12 protein-coding genes are annotated in these 15285 nt (G+C 68.0%); 7 read left to right on the forward strand and 5 right to left on the reverse strand.

The features are described 5' to 3' along the window. Nucleotide 1 precedes the first annotated feature (1 nt). Nucleotides 2–1222, forward strand: a complete 1221-nt coding sequence (locus tag SSA01S_RS00915) for an FAD-dependent oxidoreductase (RefSeq protein WP_061778774.1) — start codon at nt 2–4, stop codon at nt 1220–1222. Here the strand turns inward: SSA01S_RS00915 and SSA01S_RS00920 are convergent. Continuing rightward, nucleotides 1219–3315 (reverse strand): TonB-dependent siderophore receptor, encoded by a 2097-nt coding sequence (locus SSA01S_RS00920; RefSeq protein ID WP_167348873.1) that lies wholly within the window; start codon nt 3313–3315, stop codon nt 1219–1221. The genes SSA01S_RS00915 and SSA01S_RS00920 overlap by 4 nt on opposite strands. A 98-nt stretch (nt 3316–3413) precedes the next feature. Between SSA01S_RS00920 and SSA01S_RS19365 the strand changes: the two genes are divergently transcribed. From SSA01S_RS19365 to SSA01S_RS00950, 6 genes are all read left to right on the forward strand, one after another. Next, entirely contained in the window at nt 3414–3716 is a 303-nt protein-coding gene (locus tag SSA01S_RS19365) for a hypothetical protein (protein WP_156477602.1), read from the forward strand. 103 nt (nt 3717–3819) lie between these two features. Next, the gene (locus tag SSA01S_RS00930) at nt 3820–4494 is read left to right on the forward strand and encodes a response regulator transcription factor (RefSeq protein ID WP_061778777.1); all 675 of its coding nucleotides are present in this window, start codon (nt 3820–3822) and stop codon (nt 4492–4494) included. Beyond that, a complete protein-coding gene (locus tag SSA01S_RS00935; protein ID WP_061778778.1) occupies nt 4484–5845 on the forward strand; it encodes a sensor histidine kinase in 1362 nt (453 codons plus the stop codon). Before SSA01S_RS00930 ends, SSA01S_RS00935 begins: the two co-directional genes overlap by 11 nt. Before the next feature lie 159 nt (nt 5846–6004). After that, complete coding sequence (locus tag SSA01S_RS00940; RefSeq protein WP_061778909.1) at nt 6005–9235, forward strand: efflux RND transporter permease subunit; 3231 nt, start codon at nt 6005–6007, stop codon at nt 9233–9235. Next, nucleotides 9228–10403 carry an efflux RND transporter periplasmic adaptor subunit gene (locus SSA01S_RS00945; protein WP_061778779.1) on the forward strand — a complete coding sequence of 392 codons (1176 nt, stop codon included), beginning with the start codon at nt 9228–9230 and terminating at the stop codon, nt 10401–10403. The genes SSA01S_RS00940 and SSA01S_RS00945 overlap by 8 nt, the downstream gene beginning before the upstream one ends. After that, complete coding sequence (locus SSA01S_RS00950; RefSeq protein WP_061778780.1) at nt 10396–11826, forward strand: efflux transporter outer membrane subunit; 1431 nt, start codon at nt 10396–10398, stop codon at nt 11824–11826. The genes SSA01S_RS00945 and SSA01S_RS00950 overlap by 8 nt, the downstream gene beginning before the upstream one ends. A 6-nt stretch (nt 11827–11832) precedes the next feature. Here the strand turns inward: SSA01S_RS00950 and SSA01S_RS00955 are convergent, their stop codons facing one another. From SSA01S_RS00955 to SSA01S_RS18960, 4 genes are read right to left on the reverse strand one after another with little or no spacing between them, the layout of a single operon-like run. Continuing rightward, a complete protein-coding gene (locus SSA01S_RS00955; protein ID WP_061778781.1) occupies nt 11833–12441 on the reverse strand; it encodes a class I SAM-dependent methyltransferase in 609 nt (202 codons plus the stop codon). Then, a complete protein-coding gene (locus SSA01S_RS00960) occupies nt 12438–13091 on the reverse strand; it encodes a PIG-L deacetylase family protein (protein ID WP_061778782.1) in 654 nt (217 codons plus the stop codon). The genes SSA01S_RS00955 and SSA01S_RS00960 overlap by 4 nt, the downstream gene beginning before the upstream one ends. Beyond that, nucleotides 13088–14083: an acyl-CoA dehydrogenase family protein gene (locus SSA01S_RS00965; protein ID WP_082794852.1), complete on the reverse strand. Its 996-nt coding sequence runs from the start codon at nt 14081–14083 to the stop codon at nt 13088–13090. The genes SSA01S_RS00960 and SSA01S_RS00965 overlap by 4 nt, the downstream gene beginning before the upstream one ends. Then, nucleotides 14080–15129: a glycosyltransferase family 2 protein gene (locus SSA01S_RS18960; RefSeq protein ID WP_082794853.1), complete on the reverse strand. Its 1050-nt coding sequence runs from the start codon at nt 15127–15129 to the stop codon at nt 14080–14082. Before SSA01S_RS18960 ends, SSA01S_RS00965 begins: the two co-directional genes overlap by 4 nt. Between the last annotated feature and the right edge of the window lie 156 nt (nt 15130–15285).

The raw sequence follows: 15285 nt of genomic DNA on the forward strand, positions 1-15285 counted from the left end.
GATGCAGCGTCTTCATATCGCCATTGCGGGTTGTGGCCCGGCGGGTCTTGCCACCGCGTTGCTGCTGCATCGCGACGGCCACCACGTCACCTTGTTCGAGCGGTTCGATACGCCGCGCCCGGTCGGATCGGGACTAATGATCCAGCCGACGGGCTTTGCCGTGCTGCGCGAACTGGGCTTGGCCGATGCGCTGATCGACCACGGTGCGCGGGTCGACCGGCTGCATGGCGAGGCGGGCAATAGCGGTCGGATCGTCCTCGATGTCCGTTATGCCGCGCTCGGCAAGCGTGCAGGCTTCGGGGTCGGCGTCCACCGCGCGACGCTATTCACCCTGCTGCACCGGGCGGTCGCGGCCGAGGGGATCACGGTCGAGACCGGCTGCGCGGTGACGGGGAGCGAGCTTTCGGCCGGGGACCGCCGTCACCTTACGCTCGAAGGGGGACGGCGGATCGGGCCGTTCGACCTGATCGTCGACGCACTAGGGACACGCACGCCGCTCGCCCCGCCCTGCGGCAAGGCGCTGTCCTATGGCGCGCTTTGGGGAACGCTGGACTGGCCCATGGATGCAGGGTTCGATCCCGGTACGCTCGAACAACGCTATTGGCGGGCCAGCAAAATGGTCGGCGTCCTGCCCATCGGTCGCTTCCCCGGCGAGACGCGCCAGCAGGCGGCGCTGTTCTGGTCGCTCCGCGCGGACCGGCTGGCGGAATGGCGGACGGCGGGGCTCGAGCATTGGAAGGCGGAAGTATCCGCGCTCTGGCCCGCGACCCGGGCGCTGCTCGACCAGATCGGATCGGCGGAGCAACTTACCTTCGCCCATTACGCGCACCGCACGCTGTCGACCCCGGCCGAGACGGGGATGATCCATATCGGCGACGCGTGGCACTCGGCCAGCCCGCAGCTGGGCCAGGGCGCGAACATGGCGTTGCTGGATGCCTATGCGCTGGCGCTGGCTTTGCGGGGCTCGACGGACGTTGCAAACGCACTCGGCAAGGCGGTCGCGATGCGGCGGAGGCACGTCCGTCTTTATCAGGCGCTGACCGCGCTGTTCACACCCGTCTATCAATCCGACAGCCGGGTGATCCCCTTCATCCGCGACCGGATCGTCGGCCCCGTGTCGAAGCTCTGGCCCGCGCCGGGCATCCAGGCCGCGACGGTGAGCGGGCTGATCGGCAACCCGCTGAAACCCTTATTCGGGATGGCCCCGGCGCATCGTCCTTAAAGATCGAGCGACAGGCTTAGCCGCACCGTCCGGGGTAGCCCCTGCGCCAACAAGCTCGATCCGGTCGACGCCCAGTAGCGCCGGTCGGTGATATTGTCGCCATAGGCACGGATCGTCGCCATCTTGCCCAGCAGGACGAAGCGATAGGCGCCGCCCAGATCGAAGGTCGTATACCCCGGCGCATAGCCTTGGTTGAAGGCGTTCACCGCGCGCCGTCCGACCCGGAACAGGCCCGCCGAAACGCTCAGACCCGGCACGTCGGGCAAGCGATACTCGGCGAAGAGCGAGCCTGAGAATTTGGCGGCATTCTCGATCTGCTTGCCGACCACGCTCGCCGCGCCGGTCCGCTGCCGCGCCGACAAGGTCATGGCGCTCGCCGTGATCGACAGGTTGCGGCCGACTTCGCCCACCGCGCTGAATTCGCCGCCCTCGTACACCGCCTCTCCGTCCTGAACGAAGACATTAGCGCTGTTGAGATAGGCGGAGGGTCGCGCGATGTGGAACCAGGTGCCGGTCAGCAGCAACCCAGCCATCGGCTCCAGCTTGACGCCCGCTTCCTTCTGGCGACTGATCGCGGCGGGCAGGATTTCGCCCGCATTGTTCGCGATCTGCTGCGCGATCGGCCCGGGCTCCAGACCCTCGATATAATTGGCATAGACGCTGGCCCAGTGCACCGGCTTCACCATCAGGCCATAGGATAGCGTGTCGGGCTCGACCTTGTAGGAGCTGGTGCGGCTGACATCGGTATAGCGGGTCTTGCGCCAGCCGATCGTCGCCTGCAACCAGTCGCCCAGCGAGGCGCGGTCGAACACATAGAAGCCCAGATCCTCGGTCCGCGTCGGGTTGGGAATGATCCGGGGCGGCGGGGCCTGATAGGGGATCGCGACCGGATCGTAGAGATTCTGCGCGAAGGTCCTGCGCACGGCGGTCGGCACGTTGCCGTCGCGGGTCTGGAAAGCGAGCCCAACTAGCAGGTTATGCTCGATTGGACCGGTGCGGACCACGCCCGACACGTCCCCGCGATAGACCATGTTGGTATAGTCGTTGCCGGTCGTCTGCGCCACGGTCAGCGTGCCGTTGCCGCTGACCGGATCATAACGGCCAAAGGAGGAATAGGCCCGGTCGCGCGTCAGATAGGAGCGCCCCACCGCACCCGCAAAGCGCCAGCCGGGCGCGAAATCGTAATTCACGCGCGCGAGAAGGTTCGTCTCCTTGCCCCGCGCCTGCATCCAGTCCGCCCCCAAATTCTGGCGCGGCGAGGGCAGCGGCGGCAGCGTGATCGTGCCGTTGACGGCGGTCAGACTGAACTCGGTCGGCTCGGTGATCGATTTATAGATATACTGGCCGTCGAGCAGCACCTGCACATTGTCGGCGGGCTTCCAGTCGAACGCCGCACTGACGAAGCCGCGCACGCCATCGGTCCGCCGCACCCCGGTTGGCAGGATACCCGTCCCCGCATTCAGGCGCAGCCCCGCCGTGCCGAAACGGCGACTGACATCGGCATGGACCCCGAGCGAGCCGTTGACGTCACCCTGCAGCTCGACACGAGTCACCGGCTGTGCGGCGGGGCGCTCGGTGACCAGATTGACGATGCCCGACGGCGTGGCAAAGCCGTAATAGAGCCCCGCTGCGCCCTTCAGCACCTCGATCCGGTCGAGGCTTTCGATCGGCTGCTCGATCAGGTTTACCACCGGCAGCACGCCGTTCCAGCGGACATTGGTGAAGTTGTTGAGGGTGATCCCGCGCACCGCCAGATTGCTGTAGATGCTGGTGTTGATCTGCGCCTGGCTGACCCCGGCGGTGTTGCGCACCGCATCGTTGATCGAGCGGGCCTGCTGCGCGTCGAGCAGCGAGCGCGTCATGATCGCGACGGTCAGCGGCGTGTCGACCAGCCGCGCATCGCGGAACGTGCCCGCCTGCACGAAGTCCGCGCCAAAGCTGTCCCGGCGATCGGCGGTAACAACGATCTCATTAGTTGGTGTGTCTGCTATAGACTGCGCCAGGACGGGCGTGGCGAACATCGGCGCGGTCGAGACAAGCGCCATCGATAGCAGAAGCACCCGCGCCCGGCGGGCCTGCGACACAGCAAGCATGAATATTTCCCCTTCGCCGGGGCCCATGCCATTTATGCGAATGACATGCAATAGCTTTCGGAGGGGTATGGCGGGAGCCTTCTGCGCTTCTTCGCCCCATGGCCCGCGACGACGGACGCGGCCTCAGGGATCAGGCGCGCTCAGACGTCGTGATGCGCGGTCGAACCCGGCAAACCTTGCGGCCCCGCGCGATCATGGAAATCCTTATGGGCATGATGGCGCCGCAATCGGGGATGCGCTGGCGGTTCGTAGCAGGGCGTCGCATCGCTCATCGGCGCGGCGGAGAACGGACAGGGATCGTCGCCGGCCGCTATCGCTATGGGATGATCATGCGGCCCCATCGGCGATATCGCCGCCAGCGCGAACAGGACAGGATAGGCGGGAAGGATCATGGCAGGTGAACCCAGAAATGACGGGGGCTCTCCTGCGCCGGGGCGAGATGGCAGGCGAGTTAAATGAATTTCACTTTGCCTCGGCCCCGCCAGGTGGAATGCGAAGGGCGATATGGCGCGGATATTGGTGATCGAGGATGACGAGGCGACCGCAGGCGCGATCGTCGCGGAGCTGGAGCGACAGGGCCATGAGGTGGCCCGGGCCGCCGATGGCGAGGCCGGGTTGCAGATGGCGACGCAGGACGGCTTCGATGCGATCACGCTCGACCGGATGCTGCCCGGCTGCGACGGCTTGTCCGTGGTCGCGCGCCTGCGCGAGCGGCATATCGCGATCCCCGTGCTGATGCTCAGCGCCCTGAGCGATGTGGACGAGCGGATCGCGGGCCTGCGCGCGGGCGGCGACGACTATCTGACCAAGCCGTTCGACCTGGCCGAGATGGCGATGCGGGTCGAGGTGATGCTGCGACGGCGCGAACAGGCCGAGGCCGTCATCCTGCGCGGCGGCGGCATCGAGCTGGATCTCGTCCGCCGCACGGTGCGGGTCGATGGCGATCCGGTCCGCCTGCTGCACATGGAGTTCCGTCTGCTGGAATTCCTGATGCGCAATCGCGGCGAGGTGGTGACGCGGCGGATTATCTTCGAGCAGGTCTGGGGCTATTATTTCGATCCAGGTGCCAACTTGATCAGCGTGCATATCGCCCGGCTGCGCAAGAAGATCGACCGGCCCGACCGCCCCTCGCCGATCCAGACGGTCAAGGGCGAGGGATATCTGTTCGATGCGGGGTGAGACGCGGCTGCGGCTGCGCGAGATCGTCGGGATCAGCACCTTTCGCCTGTCGATCGCACTGGGCGGGGTGTTCGTCACCGGGCTGATCGTGATGCTGGGCGTCGTCTATATCGTGCTGGCGCGCGACATGACGGCCCGCAGCGACCATATCCTCCACGCCGCCGCCCGTCGCCTGGTGACGGTTCCCGCCGAAGACCTGCCCGACCGCATCCGGGCCGAGCTGAACCGCGACCAGAGCGGGTTCAACTATCTCGCGCTGGTCGCACAGGACGGCAGCGTCGTGATCGGCAACCTTCACGACGGCCGCACGCCGCCGGTCAGCCGGGTGACCGATGTCGAGGCGACCAGCGAGCACGGTCCCTTGCGCCTGCTGGCGATCCGCACCCGCCGGGGCGAGACGCTGGTCGTCGGGCGGGACATCACGCTGCTGCGCGACCTGCGGCACACCCTGTTCGAGACGCTGGTCGTCAGTGGGCTGCTGACCCTGTTGTGCATCGCCGCCGTCGCGATCCCCTTTGGCCGCGCCCCGCTCCGCCGCGTTCGTGCACTGCAAAGCGCCAGCCGCGAGATCGCAACAGGCAATTTCGCGGCGCGGATGCCCATCGCCGGGCGGCATGACGAGCTCGATCAGTTCGCCGCGACGATGAACGCCACCGTCGAGGAGATCGGCCGTGTCGTCGCCCAAGTGAAGGGCGTGACCGACGCGATCGCGCACGACCTGCGAACCCCGCTCACCCGCGTGCGGACCACGCTGCACGGCCTGCGTCGGGAAGCGGGCGATCCGCATGCCGTTGCCGCCGGGCTGGACCGCGCCGCCGCCGACCTCGACCTCGTGCTCGAACGCTTTGCCGCACTGCTGCGCATCTCCGAACTGGAGGCCAGCCAGCGAAGAGCGGGCTTCCAGACGGTCGACCTCGCGCTGCTCGCCCAGCGGGTGTGCGACCTGTACGAGCCGCTGGCCGAGGACCGCGACATCGCGCTCGTCACCACCAGCCAGCCGCTGCGTATCGAGGGCGACGAAAAGCTGTTGTTCGAGGCGCTGAGCAATCTGATCGACAATGCGATCAAGTTCACGCCGCCTGGCGGCACGGTCCAGGTGGCGGTGTTCGAGGACGGGGGCGCACCTGCGATCGAAGTCCGCGACAACGGACCCGGCATCGCGCCCGACCAGCGAGAGGCGGTGCTGCGCCGCTTCCACCGCGGGGCCGACGCACAAGGACTGCCCGGCAGCGGCCTGGGCCTGAGCGTCGTCGTCGCCATCCTGCACCTCCACGGCTTTACGCTGTGCCTGGGTGATGCAGGGCCGGGTCTTGCCGCGCGGATCGTCATGGCACGCGCCTCCGGCCAATAGCGCCATGGCCGGCCGTGACGGCCGCTTGAGGTGAAATTCATTTAAGTCGCCATTTCGCACCCGCAGCGCGATGGGATGCGGGTCGACGGCGGCGCGTGGTCTCCCTCCCCCCTTACCCGCGCGCCGTCGGCACCATTCGTGTCCGATACCGGGATGCCCATGCTTCAGCTCGTCAAGCTCGCCCTCGCCAAACCCTATACCTTCGTCGTCCTCGCAATCCTGATCGTGCTGGGCGGCGGCATCGCGGCGGTCGAGACGCCGACCGACATCTTTCCCGATATCCGCATCCCGGTGATCGCCGCGGTCTGGAGCTATCGCGGCCTGCCGCCGCGCGACATGTCGGGGCGCGTCGTCTATTATTACGAGCGCTCGCTGTCCGCGACCGTCAACGATATCGACCATATCGAGAGCCAGTCGCTGTCGGGCGTCGGCATCGTGAAAATCTTCTTCCGCCCCGGCGTCGACGTCCGCACCGCCACGGCGCAGGTGACGGCGGCGTCACAGACGGTGCTGAAGCAGATGCCGCCGGGCATCACCCCACCGCTGATCCTGAACTACAACGCCTCGACCGTGCCGATCCTGCAGCTCGCCTTGTCGGGCAAGGGACTGTCCGAGCAGAAGATCTACGACCTGGGCCAGAACATGATCCGCCCGGCGCTCGCCTCGGTGCAGGGCGCGGCGATCCCGTCGCCTTATGGCGGCAAGGAGCGGCAGATCCAGATCGACCTCGATCCCGCCGCGCTACAGGCGCACCGCCTGTCGGCCACCGACGTCGCCAATGCGCTGGCCCAGCAGAACCAGATCATCCCCGCCGGCACTGCCAAGATCGGCCAGTACGAATATAACCTTCGCCTGAACAACAGCCCCGATGCGATCGACGACCTGAACGCCCTGCCGATCAAGACGGTGGACGGCGCGACCGTGTTGATGCGCGACGTCGCCCATGTCCGCGATGGGTCGCCGCCGCAGCGTAACGAAGTCCGCGTCGACGGTGCGCGGTCGGTCCTGATGACCGTGTTGAAGAGCGGTTCGGCCTCGACCATTGCGATCGTCGATCAGGTCAAGGCGCTGATGCCCAAGCTTGCGGCCACCCTGCCCGCTGGCCTCTCGGTCAAGCTGCTGTCCGACCAGTCGGTGTTCGTGAAGGCGGCCGTATCGGGCGTGATGCGCGAAGGGGCGATCGCGGCGGTGCTGACCAGCCTGATGATCCTGCTGTTCCTGGGCTCTTGGCGCTCGACCATCATCATCGCCGCGTCGATCCCGCTGGCGATCCTGGCCGCCATCGCCGGGCTGGCGCTCGCCGGGCAGACGCTGAACATCATGACGCTGGGTGGCCTGGCGCTGGCGGTCGGCATCCTGGTCGACGATGCGACGGTGACGATCGAGAACATCAACTGGCACCTGGAACAGGGCAAGCCGGTCCGCGACGCGATCCTGGACGGCGCGAAGCAGATCGTCGGCCCCGCCTTCGTCTCGCTGCTGTGCATCTGCATCGCCTTTCTGCCGATGTTCTTCCTGCCGGGCGTCGCGGGCTTCCTGTTCGCGCCGATGGCGCTGGCGGTCGTCTTCGCGATGATCGCCTCGTTCGTCCTGTCGCGCACGCTGGTGCCGACGATGGGCAATTACCTGCTGCGTGATCATGCCACCGAACACACGGCCGAGGTCATGATGACGCATGACGCCCAGGCGGGCCGCCCCGACACGCGCAATCCGCTGCGCCGGTTCCAGCATGGCTTCGAAATGCGGTTCGAGCGGGTGCGCAGCTATTATCTGACCGTCCTCGCCGCTGCGCTGGGACGCCGCAGGGCCTTCGTCATCGGCTTCATGGGCGTCGTACTCGTGTCGTTCGCGCTGGTGCCGCTGCTCGGCCGCACTTTCTTCCCGACGGTCGATTCCGGCCAGATCAGCCTGCACGTCCGCGCGCCCGTCGGCACCCGGATCGAGGAGACCGCCGCGCTGTTCGACCATATCGAGGATCGCATCCGTAGCGTGATCCCGCCCGACCAGCTGGACACCATCGTCGACAATATCGGCCTACCGGTCAGCGGCATCAACCGCGCCTATTCCAACACCGGCGGTGTCGGTCCGCAGGACGGCGACATCCTCGTCACGCTGAAGGAAGGCCATGCGCCGACCCAGGGCTTCGTCAAATCCTTGCGCGAGACCCTGCCGGCGGCCTTCCCCGGATCGTCCTTCGCCTTTCTGCCTGCCGATATCGTCAGCCAGATCCTGAACTTTGGTGCCCCCGCTCCCATCGATGTGCAGGTCGCGGGCGCCGACACCAAGGGCGGCGAGGCCTATGCCCGGATGCTGGTGGCCAAGCTGTCGCGCATTCCCGGACTGGCCGACGTTCGACTGCAGCAGGCGTCCAACTATCCCGAATATGCCGTCGATATCGATCGCGACCAAGCGAGCCGGGTCGGCATCACCGAGAACGACGTGACGCGCAGCTTGGCGGTCAATCTGTCGGGCAGCTCCCAGGTCGCACCGACCTTCTGGCTGAACCCCAAGAACGGCGTGTCCTATCCGATCGTCGTTCAGGCCCCGCAATATCGCGCGAGCACGCTGGAGCAGCTCGACAACCTGCCGATCACCGGCACGACGCCGGGCAGCTTCCAGATCCTGGGCGCGCTGGGCACGCTCCACCGCGAACCCAGCCCGGCGCTGGTGTCGCACTATGCCGTCCAGCCGGTGTTCGACGTGTTCGCCACCACGCAGGGCCGCGACCTGGGGGCCGTCGCCGCCGACATTCGCAAGGTGATCGACCAGACCAAGGGCCAGCTGCCCAAGGGATCGTCCGTCGCGATGCGCGGACAGGTGGAGACAATGAACACCGCCTTTATCGGCCTGATCCTGGGTCTCGCGGGCGCGGTCGTGCTGATCTACCTGCTGATCGTCGTCAACTTCCAGAGCTGGATCGATCCGCTGGTAATCGTCAGCGCGCTGCCCGCCGCACTGGCCGGGATCGTGTGGATGCTGTTCGCGACGCACACGCCACTCAGCGTCCCCGCCCTGACCGGCGCGATCATGTGCATGGGCGTGGCGACCGCGAACAGCGTGCTGGTGGTCAGCTTCGCCCGCGAGCGGCTGGCGGCGTGCGGCAATGCGGTGCAGGCCGCGATGGAGGCCGGAGCCACCCGTTTCCGCCCGGTTCTGATGACCGCGCTGTCGATGATCATTGGCATGGCCCCGATGGCGCTCGCGTTCGGCGAGGGCGGCGAACAGAATGCACCGCTGGGCCGTGCGGTGATCGGCGGACTGATCTGCGCGACGATCGCGACGCTGGTCTTCGTGCCCGTCGTCTTCGCCATCGCGCACCGCAAATCCTCGGCACCCGCTGCCGACCCCCCATCCCATGACCTCCCGATCGGAGATGCGATCCATGCATGACGCAGCCCCCCTGCCCGCCGTGACGGCGGACACCCCCGCCCCTCGCGGCTTGAAGACCGCCGGGATCACCGCCGCCCTTTTCGCGATCGGCGTCGTCGGCTTCGGCATCGTGACCCGCGACCATGATGTGGCGCGCGCCGCCGCCTGGTCCGACGCCAACGCCATCCCGACTGTGCATCTGGTCCCGGTGAAGGGCGGCGCGGCGACCGACACGCTGGAGCTGCCCGCGACGCTGGCGGCGTGGAACGCCGCGCATCTCTATGCCCGCGTGCCCGGCTATGTGCAGAGCTGGTCGCAGGACATCGGCGCCCAAGTCCACGCCGGTCAGCCACTGGGCATCATCGAAACGCCCGAGTTGGACGAACAGATCGGCCAGGCCCGCGCCGCCCTCGCCAGCGCCATGGCCCATTTGCAGCTGGCGCGCAGCACCGCCGCCCGCTGGAACGACCTGCTGACCAGCAAGTCGGTGTCGAAACAGGAAGTCGACGAGAAGAATGGCGACCTGGCGGTCAAGACCGCCGACGTGGCGCAGGCACGCGCGGCGCTCGCCCGGTTGGAGGCCGAGAAACGCTATGCCGTGGTCCGCGCGCCGTTCAGCGGCACGGTGACGCAGCGCAATGCCGAGATCGGCGATCTGGTCGGCCCCGGTGCCGCCGCGCAGACGCCGATGTTCGCGGTCGCCGATACGGGCCGCATCCGCGTCTATGTCAGCGTGCCGCAGGCGCTGTCCGCCGCGATCCGGCCGGGCATGTCCGCAACGCTCTCCGTGCCGTCGCTGCCGGGGCGGACCTTCACCGCCAGCGTCGTCGGTTCGTCCGACGCGATCGACCCGCAATCGGGCGCTTTCCGGGTCCAGCTTACCGCCGCCAATCCGGCGGGCGCGCTGAAGCCGGGCGGCTATGCCCAGATCCATTTCGACCTGCCCGAACACAGCGGCGCGGTGACCGTCCCCTCCAGCGCGATCCTGTTCCGCGCAGGCGGCGCACAGCTGGCGACCGTCGATGGCAAGGGGCATGTCCAGCTTCATGCCGTACGCATCGGGCAGGATGACGGCCCCACCGTGCAGATCCTGTCGGGCGCGACCGCCGGGATGCGGGTCGTCGACAATCCCCCGGACTCGCTGTCCCCTGGCGAACTGGTCCGCGTGGGAGCCGCCAGCCATGGCTGATGCAGTCCGCAAACCCTTTCGACGTTGGCTGGCCGGCTCGGCGCTGGCCCTGCTGGGCGGATGCTCGATGGCACCCGCCTATCACCCGCCGGTGATCGCCGCGCCGCCCGCCTATAAGGAGGCAGCGCCAGCGAACGGGGTCTGGCAACCCGTGGGCGCGGCCCGTCCCCGTTCGGACTGGTGGACGAGTTTCGGCGACCCGACACTCGACACGCTGGAGGCGCGGATCGACGGCGGCAACCCGACACTGGCGGGGGCGCTCGCGCGCTATGACGTCGCCCGCGCCTATCTGGCCGGGGCGAAGGCGGGGCTGTTGCCGCATGTCGGGCTCGACGCAAGCCTGATCCGCAATCGCCAGTCGGACGAGCGCCCCTTACGCGGCGGCAGTCAGCCCGACTTCTATACGGCCGCCGCGATCGGTGGCGATATCGGCTATGAGGCCGATCTGTGGGGCCGGGTGCGCAACTCGGTCGCCGCGGGCCGCGCCGAGGCGCAAGGCGCGGCCGACGAGGTTGCGGCCGTCAAGCTGTCGCTGGAGGGGCAGCTGGCCAGCGAATATATCGCCCTGCGCGGCCAGGATCGCCAGCTAGCCCTGCTGAACGAGACGATCGACGCCTTTGGCAAGGCGGACGCGCTGACCCGACGGCGGTTCAAGGGCGGCATCGCATCAGGCATGGATGTGGGGCGTGCCGACGCGCTGCTGGGCGAGGCCCAGGCCCAGGCGGCCGAGGTCGCGGCGAGCCGGGCGCGGACCGAACATGCCATCGCCGCATTGGTCGGCGAACCCGCCTCGTCCTTCACGCTGGCCCCAGCCGCGACAGTCCTCGCCATTCCCGCGATCCCGACGGGCCTGCCCTCCACCCTGCTCGCCGCGCGTCCCGATGTCGCCAATGCGGAGCGGCGCATGGCCGCCGCCAACGCTCGGATCGGCGTCGCCAAGGCGGCCTTCTTCCCGCAGATCACGCTGGGCGGCAATGGCGGTTTCCAGAGCACCGCGCTCGCCGGTCTCATTGCCGCGCCCAACCTGTTCTGGGCGGTCGGGCCGGGCGCGATCCTCAACCTGTTCGACGGCGGCCGTCGCCGCGCCGATCTGGCCGCTGCCCGCGCGGCCTGGACGCTGGCGGCCAGCGACTATCGCGCCCGTGCGCTCGGGGCGTTCCAGGATGTCGAGGATGCGCTCGCCACGCTGCGCCATCTGGGCGACGCACAGGCGGCGCAGGACCGCGCCGTCACCGCCGCCACCACGACGCAGGCGATCGCGCTCGACCGGTATGTGAAGGGCGCGGCCACCTATCTCGACGTCGCCACCGCGCAGGAAGCGGCGCTCCGCGACCGCCAGGCCGCGTTGGACCTGGAGACACGCCGACAGGCGGCCAGCGTGGCGCTGTTCCGGGCCATCGGTGGCGGCTGGCAGCCTTCATAAGCCCGATTACAAGGTGGGGAGCGACCGGAAACCCTGCGTCGCTCCCCGCCGCGCGATAAGCACCTGCCACTTCGCGCGGCGGCGCACGGTATGGATCGTCCATGGCACGCCCGTGATGTGCAGAAAGCGCTGCTGGATACCGGCCGCGTGCTGCGCGAAGTCGTAATAATCGATCCGGTGATGCGCCAATACCAGCCGCCCGCCCGGACGAAGCGTTTCGGCGACACCCAGCGCCACCTGCCGCATGGCGTCGGGCGAAAGATAATAGAGCAGCTCCGCGATCACCACCGCGTCATAGCGAAGCTTCGGAAAGCGTGCGGGCAGAGCCAAAGTCACCGCCCGGCTGCGCGGCCAGGGCGCAATGGCGCGGGCCGTCAGGCGCGTACCCTCATCCGTCCCCTCGGTCGCGTCGAGCCGTAGGGCGCGCGCCGCCAGTGCCCGACTGTTCGAGCCGTTGCCGCTGCCCAGTTCCAGAATGCGGCCCCACGGCCCTGCGCCCAGGGCATGCAGGATCGCCGCCCGCTTCACCGCCTCGTCCCGGTCGGAGAAGGTACGCCAAGGGTCATCATCCGCCGCAAATTTCTGCGAAAAGCCGCTCAGGTCGATCGCTCTCATGCCCGCGCCTCGACGAAATATTCGACTGGGTGGGCGAAGACCGTCAGTTCGTGCCGGGCGATCGAAAACCCCTGAGGATCGTCGGTGATCGCGCCGAGTTGCGTGCGGTGCGCCCGGATGAGCGACCGCTTCACCAGCGCTCCGCCAGTCAGCGGGACGGTGCGGCAGCGAGGGCCCATCCGGCGCTGCGGCGGCCAGACCTGATAGGTCAGGCGACGCCCGCCGAAGCGGTAACATCGCAGCGCATCGGCCACGGCCCGGTGGTCGGGATGCGCATCGGTCGCCGCAGGACCGACCAGCAGGTCCGGCTTCCCTTGCCGCCGCAGGGTCTGATGCAATGCGACGCAACACCGATCCTGCCCGTCCGACAGACCGCCATCGGGCAAACGCAGGAAGGTCACCGCTCCGCGCCGCACCCCCAGCCGGCGCAGCGCGTGCAGGCTCTCCCCCTCCCGTGCGGCGGCCAGGCGCTTGGCGGGCCATGCCACGCTGTTCGGATGCGACGCAGCGCCGTCGCTGACCACGATGACCGCGACTTGGCTACCCTGTCGCCGCAGGGCCTGGATCAACGCGGCTGCCCCGATCACTTCGTCATCGGGATGCGGCGCGACGATGACCGCCCGGCCTATGCCTGCCAGCCGTAGCCTCACAGCGCAGGTGCCAGTAGGCCCAGTTGCACCGCACGCCCGACGCGGAGGCGCTGGGCATCCGGCACCGGCTGGCGCAGATAGACGGCGAGGTCGCTCAGCATGGCCGAGAGCGGGTGCTCCAGAAAATGGCCGGCCAGCCCGACCGCTCCTTGCGCGATCGCCATGGCTCGCTCGGCCGCGTCGGTCACCGCCAGACGCGCCGCCGCCACCCGTGCCAACCGCGCATCTTCCGCTGCCCCGTCCTCGAACCAGAGACGCGCGGTCCGCCGCACGACCGCCGCCGCCATGTCGGCCAGTCCGAACAGTTCGGCCAGTCGCGCCGATTGAAAGGGATCGTCGGCCCGCCCCGTCTCGATCAGATGGTCGCGGGTCCGGTCGACAATCCCCGCGATTCCGCCCGCATGGACCGCCACGAAGCGTAGCGCCCCGCCGCTGAAATAGGGTTCGCGGGCATAAAGGCCGGGCGCACCGATCCGATCCTCGTCCTCGATCGCCGCATCATGCCAGCGGACCCGATGCGTCTCCGACCGCTGCATACCCGTCACGTGCCACCAGTCGCGATCGATCTTCGGGGCCACACGCGCCAGGTCGAGCAGCAGCAGTTGCGCGCCGCTGGGCCCGTCGGCGGTCACCAGCGCATGGCTCAAGACCCCGGCACCGGAGGCGTAGCTTTTGCCACCCGACAGCCGATAACCGTCCAGCCGCAGCGGCTCCCCCGCCAGCGCCGCGTTCCACACGCCCAGCGTCGCCCCGTTGGCAACCAGATGCTGCAACCGGTCCCGCTGGCGGTCCGAACCATAACGCTGCACGATCTGCACCGCGTCGACATGGCCCTCCAGCAAGCGTCCGAGTGGCAGGTCGCGACGGCCGCATTCGTACAGCGATGTCAGCAGCGCGACCAACGCGTCGACGGTCTGCGGATCGCCCGGCGGATGCTCGGCCCAGCCCGACGCGGCAACCGCGTTTCGCAAGGCAGCGGCCATCCCGCTCATGCCGCGATCTCGCAGCACCGGTTTTCCAGGATCGTCAGTATATCCTCCGCTTCGTCGAGAGACACCATGTCGTTATGGATGGGCGCCGCCGGGACAATCCGCATCGCAAACGCCTCCGCATTCGGACAGTCGCGCACGACGCCCAGCACATGATCCGCCGTCAGGCCCAGCCGCTCGCCCAGCCTCGCCCGTTCATCCAGCCGATCCATCACACCGAAGCCTTGTCGCGCCGCCGCCTGCGCTCGCCATTGCCACGCCACGCCACGCGGATCGGCCATGCGCGGCTGCTCGCCCTGGTCCAGCGCCCGCAACAGCCCGGCCAACCCGCCTGCGATGCGTCCCTCGCGGCGAGAGGATGTCTCGACCACCATCGCCGCGTCCCGGCGGACGCGCAGACCCGCCCGGCTGGCGTCGTCCAGCAATCGCGCATCCTCGCCGGACGGCATCGGCAGAAAGCCCCCGATCATGCGATAGGCGCTGGCCCGCATCGCGATATTCGCGCCGCCGCTAAAGTGATGCGTGTCCCGCGCCTCCCAGGCCACCGGATCGAGGCTGCGCCGATAACGATGCAGCCGGTCGTAATAGCGCTCGATCCGGAATGCTTGCGGATCGCCGGTCGCGCGGGTGCGGACGATGCGCCCCGCGACGACCTCCGCTTCGGCCAGGGCCTTGCAACCCATCATGATCCAGTCAGAATGCGGTCGGCTGTCGGCATCGGTCGTGAAGATCAACCCGTCCTCGCCGTCCAGCAGGGCCAGCCCCATCGCCACCGCCGCCCCCCGCGCCGCGCCCGCATTCGGCACGCCGTCGGCTCCGCCCTGCGCGACGGTCAAGCGATAGGGCAAAGTCGGGACGATATGCTCCAGCCAGGCCGAACTGCCATCGCTGCAATCATCGAGATAAAGGCAGACGGTCAGCAGCGCGCGGTCCACCGTCAATTCGGCCATCGCCTGCATCAGCTGCGGCAACATCGCCTCTTCATTTCGGGCCGGAATGCAAATGACTATGGGCATGTCGTCGAGCACATTCGTTCTCCCATGCCTCATTCAACAAATTGACGGATACGAGCTCCATCCCCGTTCGAGCCCAAGAACGCCGTCAAGATTATTCACCTACATCAAACTCCGCCAGCTTCCATTGATGAAGATCAACCAAATATTTATCGGACGAAGATCGCTGCCACGCGTTGAAGGAGCCAATCC

The organism is Sphingomonas sanguinis NBRC 13937, assembly GCF_001591005.1.
Taxonomy (GTDB): Bacteria; Pseudomonadota; Alphaproteobacteria; order Sphingomonadales; family Sphingomonadaceae; genus Sphingomonas; species Sphingomonas sanguinis.

Coding starts and splice junctions, on each gene's coding strand:
- SSA01S_RS00915 (WP_061778774.1), top strand. CDS start 2: ATGCAGCGTCTTCATATCGCCATTGCGGGTTGTGGCCCGGCGGGTCTT.
- SSA01S_RS00920 (WP_167348873.1), bottom strand. CDS start 3,315: ATGCTTGCTGTGTCGCAGGCCCGCCGGGCGCGGGTGCTTCTGCTATCG.
- SSA01S_RS19365 (WP_156477602.1), top strand. CDS start 3,414: ATGGCCCGCGACGACGGACGCGGCCTCAGGGATCAGGCGCGCTCAGAC.
- SSA01S_RS00930 (WP_061778777.1), top strand. CDS start 3,820: ATGGCGCGGATATTGGTGATCGAGGATGACGAGGCGACCGCAGGCGCG.
- SSA01S_RS00935 (WP_061778778.1), top strand. CDS start 4,484: ATGCGGGGTGAGACGCGGCTGCGGCTGCGCGAGATCGTCGGGATCAGC.
- SSA01S_RS00940 (WP_061778909.1), top strand. CDS start 6,005: ATGCTTCAGCTCGTCAAGCTCGCCCTCGCCAAACCCTATACCTTCGTC.
- SSA01S_RS00945 (WP_061778779.1), top strand. CDS start 9,228: ATGCATGACGCAGCCCCCCTGCCCGCCGTGACGGCGGACACCCCCGCC.
- SSA01S_RS00950 (WP_061778780.1), top strand. CDS start 10,396: ATGGCTGATGCAGTCCGCAAACCCTTTCGACGTTGGCTGGCCGGCTCG.
- SSA01S_RS00955 (WP_061778781.1), bottom strand. CDS start 12,441: ATGAGAGCGATCGACCTGAGCGGCTTTTCGCAGAAATTTGCGGCGGAT.
- SSA01S_RS00965 (WP_082794852.1), bottom strand. CDS start 14,083: ATGAGCGGGATGGCCGCTGCCTTGCGAAACGCGGTTGCCGCGTCGGGC.
- SSA01S_RS18960 (WP_082794853.1), bottom strand. CDS start 15,129: ATGAGGCATGGGAGAACGAATGTGCTCGACGACATGCCCATAGTCATT.